Here is a 23436-nt window from a genome sequence, read left to right as displayed (position 1 = left end):
GATAATTTTCAGAATATTAATACGGAATGATCCATAAAATAAAAAGAGCTGTCCATTATGATAGCTCTTTTTTGATAATATAGTGAAATTTAAACAGTAATTATGTTAGTTTGATTCTTGCTTATTGTATACTTCCCAGTCCAGATACCCTTCCATGGTAAGTCCGTAGTGAAGTTCTCTTTTTGGAGGAGTGAGTTCCCAGTTGTTTTCAAGTCTTTCCACAAGATCAGGATTGGAAATAAAAGCTTCCCCGAATGCTGCAATATCAATTAAGCCTTCATTGATCAGTTTTTCAGATTTTTCTCTGTCCATACCTCCTGCAAGAATAATCACTCCATCATACCAGTTTCTGAAACGTTTCATAAAATCTTCCGGTAAAGCAAAACTCCCTCTAGATTTCTGATCCATAATATGAACGTAAACGATATTTCTCTTTGAAAGCTCTTTCGCTAAATACTCATAAGTAGCTTCTATCTCATCGTAATAAGGCATTTCGTACAATCCGCCATAAGGAGTTAAACGGATGGCTACCTTATCAGCGCCAATCGCTGCAATCGCAGAATCTACAATCTCCAGTAAAAAACGGGAGCGATTTTCTATACTTCCGCCATATTCATCATTACGGGTATTCACAAACGGGTTCAGGAACTGTTCAATAAGATATCCGTTGGCTCCATGAAGTTCAATTCCGTCAAAACCAGCTCTTACAGCATTTACCGCTGCTGTAGTAAAGTCCTGAACAATCTGTTTTACTTCATCAGTTGCCAATGCTCGTGGTTTGGAATTAATAACAAAACCTTCTTTTCCGTTCTCATCATATCCCCATGCATGCGTTTCACCTGCCTGAATATCAGAAGAAGAAACAGGAGCTTGTCCGTCCGGTTGGATCGTTACATGAGAAACACGCCCCACATGCCATAATTGAGTGAAAATTTTGCTTCCTTTCTGATGTACAGCATCAGTCACGAGTTTCCAGCCTTCTACCTGCTCATCAGTATATAATCCCGGAATATGAAGTACTCCTTTTGACGTTGGAGAGATCGCAGTACCTTCTGTAATGATCAATCCTGTGCCGGTACGTTGTGCATAATATTCAGCATTGAAATCTTTAGGAATCCCGTCTTCATTTCTGGCTCTGGTCATGGGAGCCATTGCAATTCTGTTTTTAAGGTCTAAGGAACCTATACTTGCTTCTTTAAAAATATTAATATTCATTGTTTGAAATTTTAGTTATAAAAAAATGAGATAATTGGTCTTGTTTTATTATTTTACAAATGTGTTTCTAAAAAATATTTTCACTGATTTGTTTCCAGTTAATATCTTATCTCTTATCAACAATACAAATTTCCGTCAGAATTTATTATTATAAAAATTATTTAAAATATAGTTATTTATTATAAAACTAATAGTTTGAAATTTAAATTGAGATTGATAAGAAGAATAAGATTTGTTTGTTGGATGGGTGAAAAAGAAATCCATCAAGGCTTTGTAATAAATGAAAAGAGCTTTCTCTGTATCGGATTTGATATTCTACTATACCGGAATTGTACTCAAAAAAATATAAATTTTACCCTTCCAACTCAAAAATCAGCCGTAAATTTGCATCATATTTCTTTACAGTTATGGTAAATTTTGTTCTGATTGCAGTTTGCATTATTGCAGGAATGATATTCAAAGCAACAAAATCTATCCACCCCGATGCTCACAAGGGTATCAATACCTGGATTCTTTATCTTGCTCTTCCGGCAGTTTCGTTTAAATATCTGCCTAAAGTAAAATGGACAACAGAAATGCTGTTTCCGATAGCAGCCACATTTTTAATTTCTGTGTTCTGCTTCTTCTTTATGATGTTTTATAGTAAGAGCAGGGGGTATTCAAGGCGTTCCAGAAGTACTTTAGAACTGGCAAGCGGTTACAGCAATACATCATTCATAGGATTTCCCTTAATCAGTGCATTTTATGGAGAAGGGCTTCTGAGTATTGCCATTATTTGTGATCAAACGATGTTCTTTGCTCTTTCTACTCTTGGAATTATTGCTGCAGTAAAAGGTGGAAGCAGATCAGGAAAAGTAAGCGCAGTATTTATTTTAAAAAGACTCATTACATTTCCTCCGTTAATCGGTTGTATTTCCGCTCTGCTATTGTCGCGGTTTATTGATTTTACCGTTGCAGAACCGTTTTTTGATAAGCTTGCAGCTACGGTAAGTCCATTAGCTTTGTTTTCGGTTGGACTGCAGCTGAAATTTAACGGATGGAAAAAACTGATTCCTCAGATGTCAATGTCAATGCTTTACAAGCTTATTCTGGCACCGGCAATTGTTTTGGGAATGGCTTTATTACTGGGAATAAAAGGAGATGTGGCTAAAATTACCGTATTTGAAGCGGCGATGCCTACATTGGTTACCTCCAGTATCATCGCAGAACAGTTCAGACTTAATACAAAACTGACCAATCTGATCATCGGAGTCAGTATCATTGTAGGATTTTTTACCTCCGCATTTTGGTATGAGATGACCCAATTGCTGTTTTAACCATTGATGGATTCTTTCTTATAGACTTTCTGAATTTGTGCAGTTCTTTTATCCGCACACTTTGTCATTCCTTAGGAATACATTTGCTGAGTAAAACGTCCTTGCGAACGAATTGAAAACTATTCATAGCATCTTTGTGAGCATCGCGTTATAATATAAGTTTTGGCTAAAGCCAATTGAAATTTTAATTTTTATCAAACGGACTAAAGTCCGTTCCTATTAAATTATTATTGTTTTTTTTGCAAATTTCTGTGGAATGACAGAATGATACCTGAAAATGTAGGGTTTAAATGTCTATTAAACGAAGACGAAAGAATCTCCACAAAGTTGCAGTTCTCTGAAGAAAAATCTAATTTTACACTTTAAATATTTCCCTTGCAATACGCTCAAATTGTTTTACCACTGAACCTCAAAGGATCTTTTACTTATAAAGTTCCCGAAGAAATGATGTCCGAAATTCAAGCCGGAATGCGCGTTCTGGTACCATTTGGCGGAAAGAAAATCTATACGGGAATTGTATTTGAGCTTCACGACAACGCGCCGGAAAATTTTACTGCTAAAGAAATTATCAGCATGTTGGATGATAAGCCGATTGTTCCTGAAGAACAGATCCGTTTCTGGAACTGGCTTTCGGAGTATTATCTGTGCAGTCTTGGTGAAATTTACAGGTTTTCATTCCCTTCTTCTTTGAAGCTGGAAAGTGAAACTTATTTAAAATTAAAACCAGGAATAGTAGTTGATTTTGAAAACCTGGATGTCAATGAAATGTACCTGATTCAGGCACTTGAAGTACGACAACTGATTAACCTGACGGATATTGAGGCATTTATTCCTAAAAAGGATATTATCAAGACCATCAATTCATTGATTGATCTTCAGTATATTGAAATTGATGAAAAAATTGCTGAAAAATATAAAGCTAAAGAAGTTGCTTACGTAAAAATTAAGGATGAGGTTTTGGCTAATCAGAATCTTACGGAAATTCTTTTAAAACTAAACAGAGCCCAAAAGCAAAAAGACCTGTTCCTTCTTATTTTAGAAAAGCAGACGGAAAATCCTGATGCCCATATCAAAAAATCTGAATTGTTTGAGGACGGTTATTTTGGAAGTTCTCATTTCAAACCTTTAGCAGATAAAGGTTTTGTGGAGGAATACTACATGCAGAAAGACAGAATTGAAAGCTATGAAGGAGAAATTGAAGAGCTGGAAGAACTTTCTGAACAGCAAAAAGTTGCTAAATCTGAGATTGATCAAGCTTTTGAAGAAGGAAAAAATGTGCTGCTTCATGGGGTAACTTCATCAGGAAAAACGCATATTTATTTAGAAAAAATTGAGGAATGTATCAAAGAAGGAAAAAACGTTCTGTTTTTACTTCCTGAAATTTCCCTTACCAAACAAATTACGCAGAGATTAGAAAAAAAATATGGCAGACAGCTAGGTTTTTACCACCAGAAACTGACAGATTTTGAAAGGGTAGAAGTCTGGAGAAGAATTAGGCAGAATGACATCCGTATTCTGATCGGAACCCGTAATGCATTGTTTTTACCTTATCAGAATCTGGGACTTATTGTTGTAGATGAAGAACACGATTCTGCGTACAGACCAAGAGAAGTCTCTCCTTATTTCAATGCGAAAGATGCCTCTTTGGTGTTGGGTGGATTTTACAATGCGGGAGTAATCCTTGGATCTGCAACACCTTCTGTCGAAAGCTACTACAGAGCCAGAAAAGATAAAATGAGATATATTTTCCTGAATGAAAGATTCGGGAATGTGAATCTGCCGGAATATGAACTGATCAATTTCAAAGAAGCGCTGGATTCTAAAAAAGTTTCCGGAAATTTCTCTTTGAAACTTGTTGAAGAGATTAAAAAGACAGTTGATGAAAAGAATCAGGCAATCGTTCTCCATAACCGTCGTGGCTATTCCAATGTCATAGAATGTGAAAGCTGTGGCTATGTCAATTACTGCTCCAATTGTGATGTGGTGATGACCTATCACAAGGCAGCGAACGAAATGAAATGCCATTACTGCGGACAAAGAGCTTCAAAACCGAAAACCTGCCCGAAATGCAATTCTGAAAAGCTGAACGAAAGAGGAGTGGGTGTAGAGCAGATTCATGAAGAGGTTTCCAAACTGTTTCCGGAAAATGAGGTAGACAGAATGGATGTGGATTCTATGCGTAAGAAATTTGCCTACGAAAAACTGTATGAAAAGATTGAAGACGGAGAAACAGACATTATCGTAGGAACTCAGATGATTTCAAAAGGACTGGATTTTGATCATATTGAACTCGTTACTATTCCAAAAGCAGATTCCTTATTATATGTACAGGATTTCAGAGCTGAAGAAAGAGCGTATCAGCTGATCACGCAGGTTTCAGGAAGAGCCGGAAGGGTTTCAGGGAAAGGGAAAATCCTCATTCAGACCTTTAATCCTGATCATTCTGTATTCCAGCTGATCAAGATGAATAATCCTGCGAAGATCTATAAATATATCCTTACCGAACGCCAGAAATTCCATTATCCGCCTTTTACGAAGCTGATTATGATTGAAATGAAACACAGGAGAGAGGATAAAGTAGACAGGGCGTCTCAGTTCCTGGGCTCCATTTTAAGAAAATATCTTCCGGAAGATTGTGTTTTAGGCCCTGAAAGAGCTCAGATTGCAAGGCTGAATAATCTGTATCAGTTCCAGATTATGCTTAAACTTCCCCGCGGGAAAAACTATGAGAAATTCAAAAACCTGGTTTTAATAAGTTTGAAAGAATTTGATGAAATCACTGCATATCAAAGCATTAAAAAAGACGTTTTTGTTGATTTTTAACAATTTTTAACAAACTTTACACTCTTTTATAACGGGTCAGTGGTCCGTTATATGACAATAATTTCTACTTTTGGACGTTGATTAAGTGTTTGGCTCTTTAATTGAATGATTTAACCTGTCATTTTTTATAGCGTCAAAACTATAGAACAAAAAGAAGATAGATGGTAAATTTCAGAAAATATATTTCAAGTGCGGCGGTGTTGGCTTCTGGTCTTTTCCTGGCTCAATCTACCGTTTCTACCGTTCTTTATTCTCAGAATTATGACAGTCAGAAAAGCAGTTTAAACCTGCCTTCACCCGTTAGTACGATGGTGGAGAAAACTGTTTTGTCAGCAAAAGAACTTGTAGATATTAATGTGAACACAATGATGGCGGATCCTGTGCTGAAAAATGCAAGCTGGGGATTCGTAGTGTACGATCCGAAAACGAAGAAAGTAATCTCTTCGTACAATGAAAATACTCCTTTAGTACCTGCTTCTACTACAAAGCTTCTTACAACGGAAACAGCATTAAACCTGCTGGGCGAAAACTACCGTTGGATGACTCAGCTTGAGTATTCAGGAACTATAGATGAAAATGGAGTTTTAAATGGAAATCTTTATGTCATAGGAAGTGGTGACCCTTCTTTGGGAACAAACAAAGCAGGTGCATCATCTTACAGAGATATTATTTCAGATTTCGTGGGTGGAGTTTCAAGAGAGGGAATCAAAAAGGTAAATGGTGATATTATCATTCAGACAGCGCTTTTCAAAGGCAATATTTCAGTGCTTCCGGAAAATGTTGTATGGTTGGAAAACAATAATTATTATCTGCCTGCAGGAAGTACCCGTGATATTAACCCGGCTAACGAAAAACTGATTGTTAAAAAAGGAAGTTTCTCTACGGATAAGAAATTTTTCTATGTTTCTCCTTACAATCATCAGATGGTATATGCTGATAAATATGAAGGAAACGGTGCTTTAACAACCAAACTTCCTGATGCTCCGGCATATCTTGCCAATTCTTTCAGAACAACTTTGGTAAAAAGCGGAATTCCTGTTACCGGAAAAGTAAGTCCGAAAATAACAGATGCAGCTCCGGAAGGCAGAAAAATGCTTTCAGCTTATAAATCTCCAACTTTAAGTGACATTATTTATTATACGAATCAACACAGTGATAATTCATTGGCAGAAGCTTTATTAAGAACCGTTGGTTATCAGAAAATGGGTGACCAGACTTCAGAATCAGGAAGAATTGTGGTGACAAATCACCTGAAGGATGCAGGTTTTGATATGAATGGTCTTACTTATATGGATGGAAGCGGACTTTCAAGAAGCAATAATGTAACGCCTATTTCCCAGGCGAAATTTCTAACCTCTTTGATGGATCAGAAATATTATAGATCCTATCTGACTTCTTTACCAATCGGAGGACAATCCGGAACGTTAAAAAGAATGTTCATTGGTGGAGGTAACGGACAGGTTTTTGCAAAAACAGGAACTTTGAATAAAGTAAAAACTTTAGCAGGTTATCTGAAGACGAATTCCGGGAAGACATTGGTGTTTTCTTTAATGGTAAATAACTATTCCGGGTCGGTAGATATGGTGAAAAAGAGAATGGAGAAAATTCTGGAACCTGCATTAGATCTTTAAAAATTTTTTATTTTATATATTATAACAGCCTTTTAATCATTGATTAAAAGGTTTTTTTTATATTTGATTAAATTTTTCTAAACATGACAAAATTGTACCTTTTGGTGTTGGGATTTTTATTTTCTCAACAGTTCTATGGCCAGAAGCATGAGCAAAACACCGATATGAAAGGATTGATCGAAAAAGAGAAAAAATCCTTTACGCAAAAAATGAATATCGGAAATACGAATCCCAATACGCTGAATTACGATTTACAGTATCAAAGAATGGATGTTACGCTCAATCCGGCTTCCAATAATATTTCCGGATCGGTAACTTCTCATTTTAAGCCAACTCAGAGTATGGGAAGCATTTATTTTGATCTGACAACTTCTTTAACGGTTTCTCAGGTTAAATATCATGGTAACAACCTTGTTTTCCAGCAGCTTCCTTCCAACGAAGTGAAAATTGACTTTCAGACTCCAATAGCTGCCAATACGCTGGATTCTCTGACTATTCATTATTCAGGAATGCCATCTAGTGCCAATGGAGCCTTTACAACAGCTACGCAGAGCGGAGTTCCGGTACTTTCTACTTTAAATGAACCTTATGGTGCACAGGACTGGTTTCCGACAAAACAAAGTTTGAATGATAAAATTGATAGATTTGATTTCAAAATTACAACGCCATCCAATTACAGTGTTGCTGCCAATGGAAAACTGATGTCTGAAACTTTTCCTACAGGATCTACAAAGCTTACCTTCTGGAGAACGATGTATCCTACACCGGCGTATCTTATTGCGTTGTCAATTACCAACTTTGTCAAGCTTACTGATACCATTGGAAACCCTCCGTTTCCTTTTGTTAACTATATTTATCCGTCTACCAATTCAAATGCAACCAGTATAGCCAATATCAACTGGACAAAGCAGGTGATGGATACTTTTGAAACCTATTTTGGTTCTTATCCTTTCCGTAATGAAAAATACGGACACATGGAATTTATGTATGGTGGAGGAATGGAACATCAGACCATGTCTTCTATGGGAGGATGGAGCAAACAGTTGATTGCCCATGAGCTTACTCACCAGTGGTTTGGTGATAAAGTAACCTGCGGTGCATGGAATGATATCTGGCTGAATGAAGGTTTTGCCACTTTCGGGGAACATGTTGCCAATGAAAAGTTACTGATGACCAATACTGAGTTCCTCAATTATCTGCAAGGTCAATCCAATTATATTACAGCAAGCACAACAGGAACTGTATATGTGCCAGACAGCGGACTTTCCAGCATCAATAGAATATTTGACAGCAGACTGTCTTATTCTAAAGGTGGATATGTGCTGAGAATGCTGAAGTGGATATTAGGTGATGCTGCATTTTATCAAGCTCTTAAAGATTATCATGCAAGACCGAATTTAGCCTACAGCTATGCGCGTACCGCAGATTTTAATGCTTCTTTGTTTCAGTCTACCGGAACAGATTTCACAGGATTTTTTAATGACTGGGTGTATGGGGAAGGATATCCTACCTATACTATAAAATGGATGCAGGGCGGTAATCAGGCTTTATTTAAAGTTTCTCAGACCCAAAGCAGTTCTGCGGTGAGCTTTTTCGAAATGCCTTTGCCTATAAAAGTAACCGGAACTTCAGGACAAACGGCTTATCTGGTCCTTAACAATACTTCCAATAACCAAAGTTTTTTAGAATCTGTGACATTCCCTATTGCAAGTGTTCAGTTCAATTATGAGTACCAGATTCTGGAGAAAAACTCTACCGTTACTCAGGATAATACTTTAAGTGTTTCCTCTGTTGAGAAAGAAAGCTTTGGGCTCTATCCAAATCCTGCAAAAAATGAAATTAACCTGAAAGGTATCAACAGAGCTGCAGATTTTACGATTCATGCAGTAGATGGGAAACTGGTAGGAAAAGGAACTTATCAGCCAGGCAAAGCGATCGGAATTTCAGAATTGGTTCCGGGAACTTATTTCATTACCATTGATGAAAAAAGTATCAAATTCATCAAACATTAAAATTTAAGACTGTAAAATATCAATACATATTTTACTTTTCATTAACGATAAAACAACAGGAAGCTTTCAGATCTGAAAGCTTCTTTGTTTTCTGGCGGCTTTAGCTCCTCTCTTCCGGGCTATTTTTACTTTATACCCAAACCATCTTTCTTTAAACAGTTTACGCATGAGATTATCAAAATGTCTTGTAATAACCAGGTTCTTGAATCCTCTCCATTTTTCAAGAGGACTTGAAGGTAAGGCTCTCACCGAGATGGAATAACCTTCCGTATCATACTGAATATAATGCCACCATCCGGAAGGAATATAAAGGGTTTCACCAGGATGAATCACTGCTTCATAGCCATTTAAATAGAGTAGTGCAGGATATTTTCTGTAGTCTGGGTTTTTTATTTGGGCAAGACTGTGGAAGTTATATGGCAGTTTATACATAAAATCAGATTGTTCCCAGGGAAAAAGCCATATTCTTTTGATTCCCTGAAACTGGGTAATGAAAACGTGTGACATATCAATGTCAATATGATTTCTGGTCACGGAACCTTCCCCTCCAAAAAACATAAAAGGAAGCCATTTTATTATTTTACCATCCGTAACATCATTGTAGATAAGATCATTTTTAAGTTCAGGTTTTATTTTTAATAAATTAAATAAAAAAAGGCGGTGTTCAGTAGGGGTGGACTGTATAAGATCGAGATATTCTGAAAATGTACTTTGTGCTATAGGATCACTTGCGACTCTGTCAAGGGAATCAAGCTCACTGCCGTAAATATTTACTCTATGATCTCCTGCAATTTCTTTGAAATACTTGTAATTCCATTTTTTGAAGGCAGGGCTTTCCGGATGTATAAAATCTTCAATAATAACTGGAATTCTCGGCTTCATATGGTTCTTAATAAAGGTTTCTGAATGGATGGTCTTTATTTTTTGTACCGGCTTTAATCTCATACTCTCAAATTTTAAACAAATATAAATATTATCCTACTGAATTTATAGACTAATAATGTTAAAACTGAAACCTGAATTGATTTTTTAGAATTAAACATATAAAAGGTTTTATTTTACTGCCTTTTTAGTAAATTAGCACATCTAAAAAATTACCAAAAATGATCTCTGAAAAATACCTTCAACATTTACAGAACGAACTTCAGAATATTGAGAATGACGGACTTTACAAAAGAGAAAGAATCATCACTTCTCAGCAAAGTGCAGAAATAGAAGCTAACGGAAAAAAGCTTTTGAACTTCTGTGCGAATAATTATCTGGGATTATCCAACCATCCGGAAGTAATGAAAGCGTCTCAGGAAATGATTCAATCTCATGGATATGGGATGTCATCGGTACGTTTCATTTGCGGAACACAGGATATTCACAAGGATTTGGAGAAAAAAATCGCTGACTTTTTAGGCCTTGAAGATACTATTCTTTATGCGGCAGCATTTGATGCAAACGGTGGTGTTTTTGAACCCTTATTTACTGAAGAGGATGCTATTATTTCAGATGAACTGAATCATGCTTCTATTATTGACGGTGTTCGTCTTTGTAAAGCAGCGAGATACAGATATAAAAACAATAATATGGCGGATCTGGAAGCTCAACTGATTGCTGCTACTGAAAAGAACCACCGTTTCAAAATTATCGTAACAGACGGAGTATTCTCAATGGACGGTATTGTTGCAGATCTGAAAGGAGTGTGTGACCTTGCTGATAAATATGATGCTTTGGTAATGGTAGATGATTCTCACGCAACAGGTTTCATCGGGAAAACAGGACGTGGAACTCACGAAGCCAATGAAGTAATGGGTAGAGTAGATATCATCACTTCTACGTTAGGAAAAGCATTAGGAGGTGCTTTAGGAGGTTTTACTTCCGGTAAAAAAGAGATCATTGATATGCTGAGACAGCGTTCAAGACCTTATTTGTTCTCGAACTCTCTGGCACCTGGAATCGTAGGAGCTGCTTTGAAAGTATTGGATATGATTTCTGATAATACCTCTCTTCGTGATCAGGTAATGGAAAATGCAGAATATTTCAGAACAGAAATGAAAGCGAAAGGCTTTGATATTCCTGACGGAGATGCTGCTATTGTTCCGGTAATGCTTTACGATGCGCCTCTTTCTCAGAAAATGGCTGAAAAGCTTATGGATGAAGGAATCTATGTAATCGGATTCTTCTATCCTGTAGTACCGAAAGGAAAAGCGAGAATTAGAGTACAGTTATCTGCTGCTCATACTAAAGAACATTTGGATAAAGCAATTGCTGCTTTTGAAAAGGTTGGAAAAGAATTAGGAGTTATTTCTTAAGATAAAAAAGTTCTACGTTTGTAGAATAAAAAACAGGATTTCTTATTTAGAGAAATCCTGTTTTTTTATGAAAAGAATATTCAGTGCTCTATTTTTTGTAATTAAATGAATGCTATTGCTGAATAGATGATAATATAATATATTTGGATCACTAATTCTAATGGCCATTTTGTGAAAAAATATTTACTTCTTTTAGCTTTTTTTAGCTTTTTCAATACAATTTATGCTCAATCTAATGATTACAAATCAATACTTACTGTAAGTGCTTTTGCTCCTTTTCGTGATCAACGCTATAATATAGGTTATATGCGGAAAATAAATGAAAGATGGTGGGTGGGAAGCGAATTGGCCTATGGAACTGACAAAATAACTCCTGTAGATACTGGCAATTTTGAAGGGGAAAACAGGGTTTTTGAAATAAGGCCTGAAGTTTTTTACAGTCTGGCACCTCAATCAAGATTAAAGCATTTTGTATCAGCAGAAGTTTTCTATTTAAATCAAACAGGGAAAAATATTTCAGGAAAATATTATGACGAAAATGATGTTTATTATTCCTTTAGTTCAGCAGATTATAAAAGAACCAAAGATGGATTAAATATCAACTACAGCATTTTGCTTCATAAAGAGTCTTCCTGGTTTGGCTTTATGCCTAAAATTGGCTTTGGTATCAGACAAAAAAATGTTTCTTATACTAATATGACAGGAAAGGCAGAAGATTATGCTCCTGTAGATGGTCTTCCTTTTGATTATCATTCCAATCGGCAAGGCACCAATTTGGGTTTCAATTTTAATGTTGATATGAAATTCATTTTCAAATTCTAAAAAATATTGAATCTTTATTATTTTAAGCTAAAGATTTTAGATTAAATTCTCTTTTTTTCCGAAATAAACTATCTTTGCAAACAAATTTTTAGGATGCTGTATACCATCATCAAAGCTTTGCATATTATCTTCATGGTAAGCTACTTTGCGGGAATTTTTTACCTCGTAAGGATTTTCGTTTACTATAAGGACACCGATGAATTTCCGGAAGAAAAGAAAGAAATTCTGAGAGAGCAGTACACCTTTATGGCCAGAAGACTGTGGAATATTATTACCGTTCCTGCCGGGGTAATCATGGCAGTATGTGGATTGGTCATGATCTTTTTAAATCCGGGACTTATGAAAATGGGGTGGTTCCATTTAAAACTGACCTTCCTTATCGGACTTGCCATTTACCATTACTGGTGCTGGAAAAAAGTGCTTCATTTGAAGGAATTGAATGGAAATACATTGCCAACTGCCAATATTAAACTGAGACAGGCCAACGAAATTGCCACTTTCATTCTGTTTCTGGTTGTATTTACCGTGATTTTAAAATCTATGGCAATTGAATACTGGTGGCAATTAATCGCAGGATTTTTCGTTCTTGTATTTCTGATCATGATGACCGTGAAACTGGTTAATAAAAATAAAAAAAATAAATAATTGTGGAGTAGGGCGTATGTCTGAGAACATGCATCCTTTTTACATCTTACAAAAAAACTATGATTGCAATTTTAAAGAAAGAACTTTGGAGTTACTTTGGAAACTGGAGTGCATGGGTGATCATTGCCGCTTTCAGTTTGATAGCAACTCTTTTCCTGTTCTTTTTCGACAACGATTCTAATATTTTTGAGATCGGAATGGCCTCTCTTCAGAGTTATTTCGTATTGGTTCCATGGCTGCTGATGTTTATCATTCCGGCCCTTTCTATGAAAACTTTTGCGGAAGAGCAGCAAACAGGAACATTAAACTGGCTTTTTTCGCAGCCGTTAAAGGTTTCTGAGCTTGTAACCGGAAAATTTCTTTCTGTATGGATTGTTGGGGTTTTATGCCTTATTCCTTCACTCATTTACCTTTATACAGTGTATGTGCTTGGAGTTCCTGCGGGAAATATTGATCTAGGAATGACCTTTGGGAGTTACTTCGGATTGATTATTTTAATTGCGGCATTTGCTGCAGTGGGAATTTTGGCTTCTTCATTGTCACAGAATCAGATTATGGCTTATCTGTTAGGCGTTTTCATGTGCTTCATTATGTATTTCGGAATCGAGCAATTAGCAAGCTACAAACTTTTGGGAGGAGCAGATTTTATCCTTCAGAATATAGGTTTCTATCAACATTTCTTAGGCTTTACAAGAGGGCTTATTGATTTTAAAGATGTAGCGTATTTTGTTCTTGTCATTGGTGCTTCATTAGTATTGTCTAATCATTTTATAAACAAAAAGAAGTAGAATTATGAAGAAGATCAATGCTAAATCTCCACTTGGAATTTTCTTAATTGCAATTGTTCCTTTGGTTATTATCCTGACCTATTCAGGAATCAGATTAGACTTAACAAAAGAAAAAAGATATACACTTTCCGATAACACCATCAAAGTACTGGAGTCCGTTAAAAAGCCTCTGACTGTTGAAGTGTATCTGGAAGGAGATTTTCCGGCAAGTTTCAAACAGCTTCAGAGCGAGACGAAATTCATGCTGGAAGAATTCAGAAAAATTAATCCGAAGATCGATTTTAAATTCATCGATCCGATTAAAACAAAAATGTCTCAGGATACTCTGATGGCTATGGGGATGCAGCCGTCTATTCTACCGGATGTGAAAGATGGAAAGATTTCACAGATCACTCTTTTCCCATATGCTGTAATCAAACATGGTAATGACGGAGTTTCTATACCGTTGGTAGTACAGCAGGCGGGAATTGATGCAGATCAGCAGTTAACAAGATCTATTGAAGGACTTGAATATAACCTTGTTTCCAACATTAAAAATATTGCAGCCGCAAAAAGAAAGAAAATCGGAATTCTGGTTAATCATGATGAATTGAACCCGGATGAATTCCAGGGATTTGTACAGCTGGCTATGGAAAACTATGATGCAGGCCCCATTATCCCTAAAAACCAGACTGAGCTTTCATTAGAAGATATTCCTTTATTAAAGCAAATGAGTGCTTTGGTGATTGCAAAACCTAGAAAAGCCTTTACAGATAATGAAAAAGTAATTCTTGACCAGTACATCATGAATGGAGGGAAAACCCTTTGGATGATTGATGCCGTAAATGCTGAAATGGATACCTTAACAAGATCCAAAAAAGTAATGCCTTTCCCGGTAGACATTAATATGACAGACTTCTTTTTCAATTATGGATTGAGAATTAATCCGGCTTTGGTAAAAGACGTTAAAAAGTTTGCCCTGTTAAGACTGGTTACAGGAGAAGTAAGTGGAAATCCACAATACACAAGTCTGCCTTGGCCTTATTATCCGCTTGGAATTGCTGAAAACAACAATCCGGTTACAAAAAATATCAATTCTGTAAAGTTTGAATTTCCGACTTCTATTGATACTCTGGGAGGAAGAAAGAATATCAAAACAAAAGTTCTTTTTGAATCCAGTGAAAGAACATTATTGAAACAGGTTCCGAATTATGTGGATCTGAAAGAAATTGCAAGCGTAGACAGTCTTGGACAAATGGAAAAACCAAGTACGCCGAAGATCTTTGCTGTAGCATTGGAAGGAAAATTTAATTCCGCCTATGCATCCAGAATTGAAAGAAAATCTTACCCTGGATTCAAAACATCCAGCCCGGAAAATAAAATGATCGTTATTGCAGACGGTGATGTGGGAAGAAATAAGGTCATCAAAGGTAAACCGCTTCCATTAGGAGTAGATTTGCTGACCAACGAGCAATTTGGAAACGAACAGTTCCTTAGAAATGCTTTGGATTATCTGTTGGATGACAGCAATCTGATGGAACTGAGAAACAGAAATATTGAAGAAAGACTGCTGGACAGACAAAGAATAACTGAAGAGAAGTCCACATGGCAGTGGCTGAACTTACTGCTTCCATTGGCCATTATCGGCCTTATCGGAGGACTGTTCTTCTGGCTGAGGAAAAAGAAATTTGGATAAAAAATAAAAAGTCCGGAAGATACTTTCTTCCGGACTTTTATTGTAATATGGCTCAATCTTGCTTTAAAATCAGTTTAATTATGATTTCTGAAGGAAATTCTACAACCTGCTGGAAGAGTGACCACAGAAACCTTGCTTATAGCTTTAGTTATAAAAAAATTGAGTTCACATCTATATTCAATAATATTTGAGATTGGTACTAATACACTATAGATTATTGCTGAAAGGCTCCTTTTGGAAGTAAAGCAGCAGTTCTGTAATAACTGATATCAGTAGGGATCTGCGCCTGAAGATCTTGAAAGGTATCATAATCATAATGAACCCAGTTTTCTTCATGGTCGGGATCAGGAGTTTTGTCTACAGCCAGTTCAAGCTTTCCGTCTTCCTGATAGCTGCATTCTATAGCTGCATATTTTTCGCCACTTTCATCCTGGGTATACCAGCATTTTATCGTTCTTTCGAGCTGTGGTTCATGGGTTTCGTTATCAATAACCTGAGAACAGATGAAATTTTCAGGATCGTCCGTTTTGAAAACGGTTTTAGAAATTAGAGGTAAATCATCTACGGATAAGGAATACAACTTATTGGTAGAAATAATAAAACCGTCGGCGGTTTCTTTTTTTTCAATATCAAAAAAGTCAGATTTTTCCTTAAGATATTCTACTACATTCGCCTCGTCCTCTTCGTCACTTAAAAAATAATTGATGTTGTAAACACTGTCTTCGTTGATGAATTCAATTTCTTTTAGGAAATCGGAACCCTCCTCATAATAATACAGATGATATTCGTTTAGCTTCACAGCTTTACTTTTAGAGATGATTTCTCCAAAAATGTTTTTGTACACTTTTCTCATTTTTAATCACGTTATTTAGTTTCATCTATTAGTTTAAGTGGTATCACAAAGATAAGTTTTCTTTTTTTATCTAAGCCTGAAGTGTAAAATAGTATTTATTTCGTAAGTATTTTATATATCCTTTATAAAATCCTCATATTCATAGTAAAACCTTTCGAAACCGTCCATTTTGTCCACAAAAAATTCAAAAATTTCTTGCCAGGTATTTTTATTGAAAATGGAAACACCAGACTTTTCTATCCATATCCTGCTGATAACCTTTCCGTTCTCAAGCGTAAAATATTCTTCTTTATGAAAGTCTCCGGTGTAATCTTTTAAGATGTCTTCCAATGACCAGATCTTTTCGTAGTAGGCGTTTCTGAAAATTTCGTCCTTCATTTCGATATCCAGAGAAACTTCTGCTTTTTTATTGTCCGCAGAAAATTTAAATGCCATATCCTTGATTTTGGTATCATAGAGAATCCATTTTCTGGGAAATGATCTTCCGAAAGCGGTCCAAAATTCCTTTTTTAACTGCTGTGCCTCTTGTTTACTGAACATATGGCAAACATAATGATTTAATAGGAGAAAGGCAAAAATGTGGTACTAAAACCGTGAAATTACGGATAAGCCAGATGAGCAAAAATACCTAAAGGCAGAGCTAAAATTGAATATTTATCTCTCTGCTTACAGCTCTTTTTCAAATGTTAAACAATTTTCTTATTTTTGCTGTAATGCTTTCAAAAAAATCTCAATATGCGTTTAAGGCGCTTTCATATCTTGTAGAAAAAAGAAATGAAGGACCGATTCTTATTTCCGAAATTGCGGAACACAAAAAGATTCCTTTAAAGTTTTTGGAAAATATTCTGCTTGAACTTAAAAAAGCGGAAATTCTTGACAGTAAAAAAGGAAAGGGTGGAGGATATTTTCTGAAGGAAAAACCTGAAAATGTGAAACTGGCCAAAATCATTCGTCTGGTAAATGGTCCTATTGCCATGCTTCCTTGCGTAAGTCTGAATTTTTATGAAAAATGTGACGACTGCAATGAAGATCACTGTGGACTTCATGATGTACTGATAGAAGTCCGGGATGCCTCACTGAATATTCTGGAGAGAAAAACTTTAATGGATCTGGTCGACTGACCCGATCCTTTTTTTTGAATTAATAGTCTACTTTTTTTGTAGGATAAATATTTTATCAGATATTTGCAGTACTTCAAATGAATAAACTATGATTTCAAAAGAAGAGGCAAACCCATTACAAAAGCTTACACTCTCCATGACTGCAGTGCATTCTGATGCTGCATATCGTATATCTGAAAATATTTCCTTGTACAGAAGTACAGAAAACATACGATCGTTAAATGTCTTTATTTTCGATGTGACAGATAATCAAGAAGTACTGACTAAAACGGTTTTTTAATATGGTGATTTCAAGAAAAATTCAGGTAAGGCTTAATGTCCTTTTTGTGACGGCTGTCATTATATCTATTGCTGTTTTTTCAATGTATGAACTGGGATATCTGGAAGAACTGCAGACTATTCTGGCAAAAGATAATTATATTTTTTACTGGATGCTTCTGGTAGGAGTTTTTGCAGAGATTGTAGCGGGATCAATGGGAATGGGATATGGAGTAATCTGTACCACCACACTTTTGCTTTTGAATATTCCACCGCATATTGTAAGCGCAAGTATCCATTCAGCAGAAAGTTTTACAACAGCAGCAGGAAGTCTCAGCCATATCAGACTGAAAAATGTAAGCAAAAGTTTAGTGAAGAAACTTGCAGTGCCGGCAGTTATCGGGGCTGTTATTGGTGCGGTAAGCCTTACTTACCTGGGTGAATATTATGCAAAGATCACCAAAACACTGATCGCTTTCTATACTTTATATCTCGGGATCCAGATTTTATCGAATGCCTTCAAAGAAAAACAAAGTAAAGCATTGAAAAGAAAAACCAATCTTACCAGACTTGGAGTGATAGGTGGTTTTATAGACTCTTTTGCCGGTGGAGGATGGGGCCCTCTGGTAACCGGAACCTTAATTAAAAATGCATTTACCCCAAGATTTGCTGTAGGAAGTTCTACTGTCGCCAAATTTATCCTTACCCTAACGGCCGCCGTTACCTTTTTCTTTACCTTGGGGATTCAGCACTGGAATATCATTCTCGGCCTTTTGATCGGCGGAATTATTACCGCTCCTTTTTCAGCTATGCTTACGGCAAAGCTCCCTGTGAAGAAAATGTTTGTGATTATCGGAACATTGGTAATTGTGATGAGTTCTATAACTATTTATAAATCAGTTTTTAATTAAAAATTATGCTTTATATTGAAAAATAAAGGGCTTAAAAAGATATTCGGTTTTGAAAATATTTTACTTTTACATCACTAAATATTAGAACATGAATTTACATATCATTGCACTTTTTAAGTTTAATGAAAATTATCTGATGGATGCGGTAGAGCTGTTTCAGAACCTTGTGAAAGAAACAAGAAAAGAAGAAGGCTGCCTGCAGTATGACCTTATTGAGGATAAAGATAATAAAGGAACTTTCTTCCTGATCGAGCTTTGGGAAAGCGTAGAGCATCACAACAGACATAATGGTCAGGACCACCTTTTGGATTTCCGTAAAGATGCTTCCAAAATCATGGAGAGCTCTGCAGAAGTTTATAAAGGATTTAAAATATATTAATGGTATTGAATGAAGGATTTAAAGATTTAAAAATTTAATGATTTAAAGAATAGTCTTATATAACTATTTGTTTTATATCTTTTTCAGTTCTTTAATCAATACGGAATAAAAGGCGGTTTCAATATTCTGAAACCGCCTTTTTATTAGAAAAAATAGAAAGTATTAAAATAAAAAGTTTATTTTACGATTAGCTTTTTCGTCTCCGAATGGCCGCCGTAAGTAATTTTTACAAGGTAATTTCCTGATGTAAGCGTAGAAAGGTCCAGATCCTGCTTGTAGAACCCTGCCTGATTGCTAAGTTCAGCAGAATATACCTTTTTACCGGTAAGATCATAGACCTCCACATTTCCTTTGTTGCTTGCTTTTTCTTTAACATCAAAAAGAACCGTTACTTTTTTATCTGCTGTTGCAGGGTTAGGATAGATACCAAAAGAAGCTTTTTTTCCAACTTCTGTAATTCCTAATGTTTCAGTAATTTTTTTGTATTTGAAATACATATTTCCTGTACTTGCCCCACCATTAGTCGTGAAGTACATTCTGTAGTAGTCGTTTCCTTTTTTCACATAGTATACCACATCACTTTTTACTGTTCCGATGCCTTTCCATGAGTGTCCAACAGTTGTAATAGCTGATGAGAAGCTTGCATTGGCAGGGATTGTATAAGCTGTTGTCGCCTGTGTTTCCGGCTGTGTCATTGCTACTTTGATATTAGGACTTTGGATGGCTCCGGAAAGCGGATACATCTGCACGCCCATGTAGAATGTGTAATATTTTGTGAATACGAAATCCCATGCAGTTCTTGACGGCTCAAGACCAGGAACTTTTGCACCGGTATCAAATGAGAAATAATTAAAATAAGAATCATCCGTTCCGTTAGCAAGTGTTCTTGTTTCTGTAGCGCCCCATGAAGTACCGTTCCATTTTGAATATTTAAAAGTATATCCAGCAAAGGCATCTTCAATAGCAAATTTGATGTATGTTCCTGAAGGGTATTTTAAAACAAAAATAGCTTTCCCCTGAATATGGTGATTCACCGGATTGTAAACTCCCCATCCTGTTGAAGGGATATTAGGATTTGGAGATGTCACAGGCCCCTGTTCAAAAGCTCCCTGACTCCAGTCAGTGGTCTGGTCCGGGTTATAAAGAGGATCTCCCCATGAAGCTTCATTGCTGATACTGATATTATCCCAATCTGCTAAATTGGTTGAAGCAGTGAATACCTCAATGTCCTTTGCATCATTTATTCTTGATCCAAATGCATAGTTTGAATTTCTATAAAAAGCAACATCCCAGGTATTGGCAGGCTGAGAAACCATATTGCCATCTGCAAGGTCTACAAATACTCTGTTTTGATAGCCGCTCCCCATTGTCAGATTTACCTGTGAGTACCCCAATGCATCAGTTTGTGCCAAAACAGTCTGCTGAACAGACATAGCCAATACTGAAGCCAATAATAGTTTTGTTTTCATAACTTATTTTTTAAATCCTTATTTAGAATGATTCCACAAAAGTATATAATTATTTTTAATGAGTCTAAATAAAAACATGATTTTTATCGTGTTTTTATATTAATTGTACTTTTATTTACATAAAATATGGACACAGAAAAGCCGGAAGGAATGATCCCGCCGGCTTTAAAAAGGAAAATAATAGTCTAATAAACCTTATTTTTTGATGAATTTTGTCTGAATCGTTTTTCCTTCAGAAGTTTCAATATTCATATAATAAACTCCAGTCTGAAGAGTACTGATATCAAAATTTTGTCCGTTTGGTTTTCCTTCTGTTGCTTTTTGTCCGGCAGCAGAGTAAATACTGATATTTTTAAGATCTTTCTTTGATTTAAATTCCAATGCTGTTTGATCAGAATTTAAGGCAAATCTTATATTTTCTGTCACTTTATTGTTATCATTTACTCCTAAAGATGCTGTCGTGTTGTACACTACATTATCAACCTGGATCGCAACGTGCGTTGCTGTAGGAGTAAATTTAAATACAATATATGAACCTGTAGATGCTGGAATATTTACACTGATATTCTGAACTGTGCCAATAACCGATACATTGATAGGACTTCCAACAGGAACAAATGTTGACATATCAGCAGGATTGGATGCTACTCCTATCTGGATGCTTCCCGGACCAGGTGATGGAGATACTAAAGTTGTATCAAAAGTTAATGTCTTATTTCCTGTTGGATTTTCAATCTGTGGAGAAATTAGGTATGAAGATCCTGTCGCATTGTTTCCTGCATAGGATTGAACGAACCTGTTAGAATCACCTGCTACAATCATTCTCGGAGGTACAGGGGGGAACTCTCCTGTAATTGGTGCAACAATGGCAGACCACCCAAACTGAGGGAAAGTTGTATTCCCGGCTGTAAAATTATTGAAATTTTCATTGATGTTAGATACCTGAGCATTCGCTGTTAAGGCTGTAAACATCAGAGTTCCTAAAAGTAATTTTAATTTCATGAGATTATTTTTATTTAGAATTATTCCACAAAAATATATAATTATTTTTAATGAGTCTAAATAAAGTTTTATATTTGTCGAAAATTTGTACCCTTATGAAGAAGAAAGTGCTTTCCGTTCTATCATTATCCGTGGCCTTATGGGTGAATGCACAAGAAAAGGATTCTCTTAATCAAAAGAAAATTGAAGAAGTTGTTATTACAGGACAGTACATGCAGCAGTCCATTAACAAATCGATATATAAGGTTGATGTAATTGATGCAGAACAGATTAAAAATATGGCAGCCACTAATGTTGCCGAGGTTTTAAATCAAAGTCTTAACATACAGATCACTCCGGATACCCGTTCAGGAAATTCAACTGCCAATATTATGGGACTTAATGGTGATTATGTAAAAATCCTTATAGACAATATTCCGGTAGTAGGAGATACAGGATTGGGAAGTAATATTGACCTCACGAAAATTACCTTAAGCAATATCGAAAGAATCGAAATTGTAAAAGGAAGTATGGGCGTTGAATACGGAAATGGAGCTGTTGCCGGGGTAATCAATATTATTACCAAGAAAACCAGTACAAAAAAAGTAAGCGTAAGAGGTTCAGTACAGGAAGAAACGGTAAGAGATAATTATGATCTTAAGAAAAAGGGGAACGGAAGACATATTCAGAACCTGAATATAGATTATAATATCAGCAATGAATGGTTTGCCAGCATCAACTTCAACCATAACCAGTTTATGGGATATGAAGGAGAAAGCAAAGGTTACAAATATTTCGGACAGGACAATCAGAGAGGCTATGAATGGAACCCGAAAGACCAGTACGACGCCTCTGCATTGTTAAGATATACAAAAAACAAAACAACATTTTTCTACAAACTGTCCTATCTTAATGAGAAATTTAACTTTTACAACCCGGAAGTAAGCAGAAATCCGCTTAATGATGGAGTAGGTGGAGTATCTTATGAAAGTAGAGACAGAAAGTACAATACCGACCGCTGGGTGCACCAGTTTAATATTCAAACCAATCTGGGACATATCCGATACATGGGAGATTTCTCCTATCAGAATCAGGATAGAAAATATTACGACTACAATTACGACATCCCGAACAGAGCGATAAAGAGCCGTCAGGACGAAAAATCTTACTATAAGACTGATGTCATTTATTCAAGAGGGATGTTCAGTAATTTCCTTGATAGTAAAGTTTTTGATTTCCAGTTAGGATACGAATTAGACTATACCAATGGATATGCTGCACTGATTGCCGGAGATTTCTTTGGAGAAGCGGTAAAAAGAAAAATATTTACCTATTCCAATTTCCTTTCTGCAGAATGGAATGTTTCAGACAAGTTTTCATTGAGACCGGGAGTAAGACTTTCCCTTAGTGAGAACTTTAATAACCAATACAACTATTCCTTATCAGCAAGATATAAAACTTCTGAAAATTCAAACCTTAGAGCGATCGTAGGATCTGCAAACCGTTTCCCTAAATATGATGAACTGTACACGTATTTTGTAAACCTTAACCATGATGTACAAGGGAATCCTGATTTAAATCCTGAAAAAGGATTCTCTGCTGGACTTTTCTGGAATCAGAACTTTTCAGTGGATAATGGCTGGAAAATCGCTTACGGAATAGATGCGTTATATCTGGATGTACGTGACAGGATTGAAATGGTTGTGGTAAAACAACCTTCTACCTATAAATACATGAACCTTAATACCTATAGAAATCTATTATTCTCAGCCAATGTAGATTTTAGAAAAGATCAGTTTGCCCTGTCTTTAAGAGGATCTGTGAACGGAACATCTGTATCAATGAATGAATTAACATCCTCTTCTCCTACAGATTTCCAGTATTTGGTACAGGCAGGCGCTTCTGCAACGTACAAACTGAAAAATACCGATACCAATTTTGCCCTTTACTACAAATTTACAGGTCCGGACAGAATTTATGTGTCTGATGGAGCAAGTGGTTTCCGCCTTGGAAAAGTAGACAGCTTCCATACAATGGATTTCATTGTAAGTCAGCCTTTCTGGAATAAGCATTTTGAAATTTCTGCGGGAGTGAAAAATATATTTGATGTAACGAGATTAAACTCTACTGCAGTTGCCGGTTCTGCCCATACAGCAGCGAGTGGTTCTGTTAATTTATACTATGGCAGAAGCTATTTTGCCAGATTAATGTTTCAATTTTAAATAATAAGTTACTGT

Annotated in this window: 20 protein-coding genes; 14 read left to right on the top strand and 6 right to left on the bottom strand. The window is 36.1% G+C overall.

Features of this window, described 5'->3' with window-relative positions; genetic code table 11:
* Positions 1 to 105: 105 nt before the first annotated feature.
* Positions 106 to 1215: an alkene reductase gene (locus LC457_RS13605; protein WP_223600361.1), complete on the bottom strand. Its 1110-nt coding sequence runs from the start codon at positions 1213 to 1215 to the stop codon at positions 106 to 108.
* A 407-nt stretch (positions 1216 to 1622) separates the two neighbouring features.
* On the opposite strand from LC457_RS13605, the gene LC457_RS13600 reads away from it, so the two are divergent.
* The 4 genes from LC457_RS13600 (at position 1623) to LC457_RS13585 (ending at position 8997) form a co-directional block, all read left to right on the top strand.
* Complete coding sequence (locus LC457_RS13600) at positions 1623 to 2531, top strand: AEC family transporter (RefSeq protein ID WP_223600360.1); 909 nt, start codon at positions 1623 to 1625, stop codon at positions 2529 to 2531.
* A 375-nt stretch (positions 2532 to 2906) separates the two neighbouring features.
* Positions 2907 to 5354: a primosomal protein N' gene (gene priA, locus LC457_RS13595; RefSeq protein WP_223600359.1), complete on the top strand. Its 2448-nt coding sequence runs from the start codon at positions 2907 to 2909 to the stop codon at positions 5352 to 5354.
* Between the two features lie 161 nt (positions 5355 to 5515).
* Positions 5516 to 6985: a D-alanyl-D-alanine carboxypeptidase/D-alanyl-D-alanine-endopeptidase gene (gene dacB / locus LC457_RS13590; protein ID WP_223600358.1), complete on the top strand. Its 1470-nt coding sequence runs from the start codon at positions 5516 to 5518 to the stop codon at positions 6983 to 6985.
* Positions 6986 to 7068: 83 nt separating this feature from the next.
* On the top strand, positions 7069 to 8997 hold the full coding sequence (locus LC457_RS13585; RefSeq protein ID WP_223600357.1) for a M1 family aminopeptidase: 1929 nt from the start codon (positions 7069 to 7071) through the stop codon (positions 8995 to 8997).
* A 66-nt stretch (positions 8998 to 9063) separates the two neighbouring features.
* Here LC457_RS13585 and LC457_RS13580 read toward each other — a convergent pair whose 3' ends face one another.
* The gene (locus LC457_RS13580; RefSeq protein WP_223600356.1) at positions 9064 to 9942 is read right to left on the bottom strand and encodes a cupin-like domain-containing protein; all 879 of its coding nucleotides are present in this window, start codon (positions 9940 to 9942) and stop codon (positions 9064 to 9066) included.
* Between the two features lie 158 nt (positions 9943 to 10100).
* Here LC457_RS13580 and kbl point away from each other — a divergent pair, with 158 nt between their 5' ends.
* From kbl to gldG, 5 genes are all read left to right on the top strand, one after another.
* On the top strand, positions 10101 to 11297 hold the full coding sequence (kbl, locus tag LC457_RS13575) for a glycine C-acetyltransferase (RefSeq protein WP_223600355.1): 1197 nt from the start codon (positions 10101 to 10103) through the stop codon (positions 11295 to 11297).
* Positions 11298 to 11603: 306 nt separating this feature from the next.
* Positions 11604 to 12119 carry a hypothetical protein gene (locus tag LC457_RS13570; RefSeq protein WP_223600354.1) on the top strand — a complete coding sequence of 172 codons (516 nt, stop codon included), beginning with the start codon at positions 11604 to 11606 and terminating at the stop codon, positions 12117 to 12119.
* A 93-nt stretch (positions 12120 to 12212) separates the two neighbouring features.
* Positions 12213 to 12764 (top strand): CopD family protein, encoded by a 552-nt coding sequence (locus tag LC457_RS13565; protein WP_223600353.1) that lies wholly within the window; start codon positions 12213 to 12215, stop codon positions 12762 to 12764.
* A gap of 59 nt (positions 12765 to 12823) precedes the next feature.
* On the top strand, positions 12824 to 13552 hold the full coding sequence (locus LC457_RS13560) for an ABC transporter permease (protein WP_149834795.1): 729 nt from the start codon (positions 12824 to 12826) through the stop codon (positions 13550 to 13552).
* 4 nt (positions 13553 to 13556) lie between these two features.
* Entirely contained in the window at positions 13557 to 15227 is a 1671-nt protein-coding gene (gldG, locus tag LC457_RS13555) for a gliding motility-associated ABC transporter substrate-binding protein GldG (protein WP_223600352.1), read from the top strand.
* A 214-nt stretch (positions 15228 to 15441) separates the two neighbouring features.
* On the opposite strand, the gene LC457_RS13550 is transcribed toward gldG, so the two are convergent.
* Complete coding sequence (locus LC457_RS13550) at positions 15442 to 16071, bottom strand: hypothetical protein (protein ID WP_223600351.1); 630 nt, start codon at positions 16069 to 16071, stop codon at positions 15442 to 15444.
* Positions 16072 to 16191: 120 nt separating this feature from the next.
* Entirely contained in the window at positions 16192 to 16620 is a 429-nt protein-coding gene (locus LC457_RS13545) for a DUF4268 domain-containing protein (RefSeq protein ID WP_223600350.1), read from the bottom strand.
* Positions 16621 to 16793: 173 nt separating this feature from the next.
* Between LC457_RS13545 and LC457_RS13540 the strand changes: the two genes are divergently transcribed.
* The 4 genes from LC457_RS13540 (at position 16794) to LC457_RS13525 (ending at position 18749) form a co-directional block, all read left to right on the top strand.
* A complete protein-coding gene (locus LC457_RS13540; RefSeq protein WP_223600565.1) occupies positions 16794 to 17201 on the top strand; it encodes an Rrf2 family transcriptional regulator in 408 nt (135 codons plus the stop codon).
* An 88-nt stretch (positions 17202 to 17289) separates the two neighbouring features.
* A complete protein-coding gene (locus LC457_RS13535) occupies positions 17290 to 17481 on the top strand; it encodes a hypothetical protein (protein ID WP_223600349.1) in 192 nt (63 codons plus the stop codon).
* Position 17482: 1 nt separating this feature from the next.
* Complete coding sequence (locus LC457_RS13530) at positions 17483 to 18370, top strand: sulfite exporter TauE/SafE family protein (RefSeq protein ID WP_223600348.1); 888 nt, start codon at positions 17483 to 17485, stop codon at positions 18368 to 18370.
* Positions 18371 to 18458: 88 nt separating this feature from the next.
* Positions 18459 to 18749: a putative quinol monooxygenase gene (locus LC457_RS13525; RefSeq protein ID WP_047376912.1), complete on the top strand. Its 291-nt coding sequence runs from the start codon at positions 18459 to 18461 to the stop codon at positions 18747 to 18749.
* 176 nt (positions 18750 to 18925) lie between these two features.
* Here LC457_RS13525 and LC457_RS13520 read toward each other — a convergent pair whose 3' ends face one another.
* Both LC457_RS13520 and LC457_RS13515 read right to left on the bottom strand, forming a co-directional pair.
* Positions 18926 to 20218: a T9SS type A sorting domain-containing protein gene (locus tag LC457_RS13520; RefSeq protein ID WP_223600347.1), complete on the bottom strand. Its 1293-nt coding sequence runs from the start codon at positions 20216 to 20218 to the stop codon at positions 18926 to 18928.
* A 195-nt stretch (positions 20219 to 20413) separates the two neighbouring features.
* Positions 20414 to 21220, bottom strand: coding sequence for a T9SS-dependent choice-of-anchor J family protein (locus LC457_RS13515; protein ID WP_223600346.1), 807 nt, complete (start codon positions 21218 to 21220; stop codon positions 20414 to 20416).
* A gap of 95 nt (positions 21221 to 21315) precedes the next feature.
* Between LC457_RS13515 and LC457_RS13510 the strand changes: the two genes are divergently transcribed.
* Positions 21316 to 23421 carry a TonB-dependent siderophore receptor gene (locus tag LC457_RS13510; RefSeq protein ID WP_223600345.1) on the top strand — a complete coding sequence of 702 codons (2106 nt, stop codon included), beginning with the start codon at positions 21316 to 21318 and terminating at the stop codon, positions 23419 to 23421.
* Positions 23422 to 23436: the final 15 nt, after the last annotated feature.

It is taken from the genome of Chryseobacterium sp. GVT01B, assembly GCF_019970045.1.
GTDB lineage: Bacteria > Bacteroidota > Bacteroidia > Flavobacteriales > Weeksellaceae > Chryseobacterium.
Note: the sequence above shows the minus strand (reverse complement) of the source record. Positions and strands in the feature narration are given on the sequence as shown.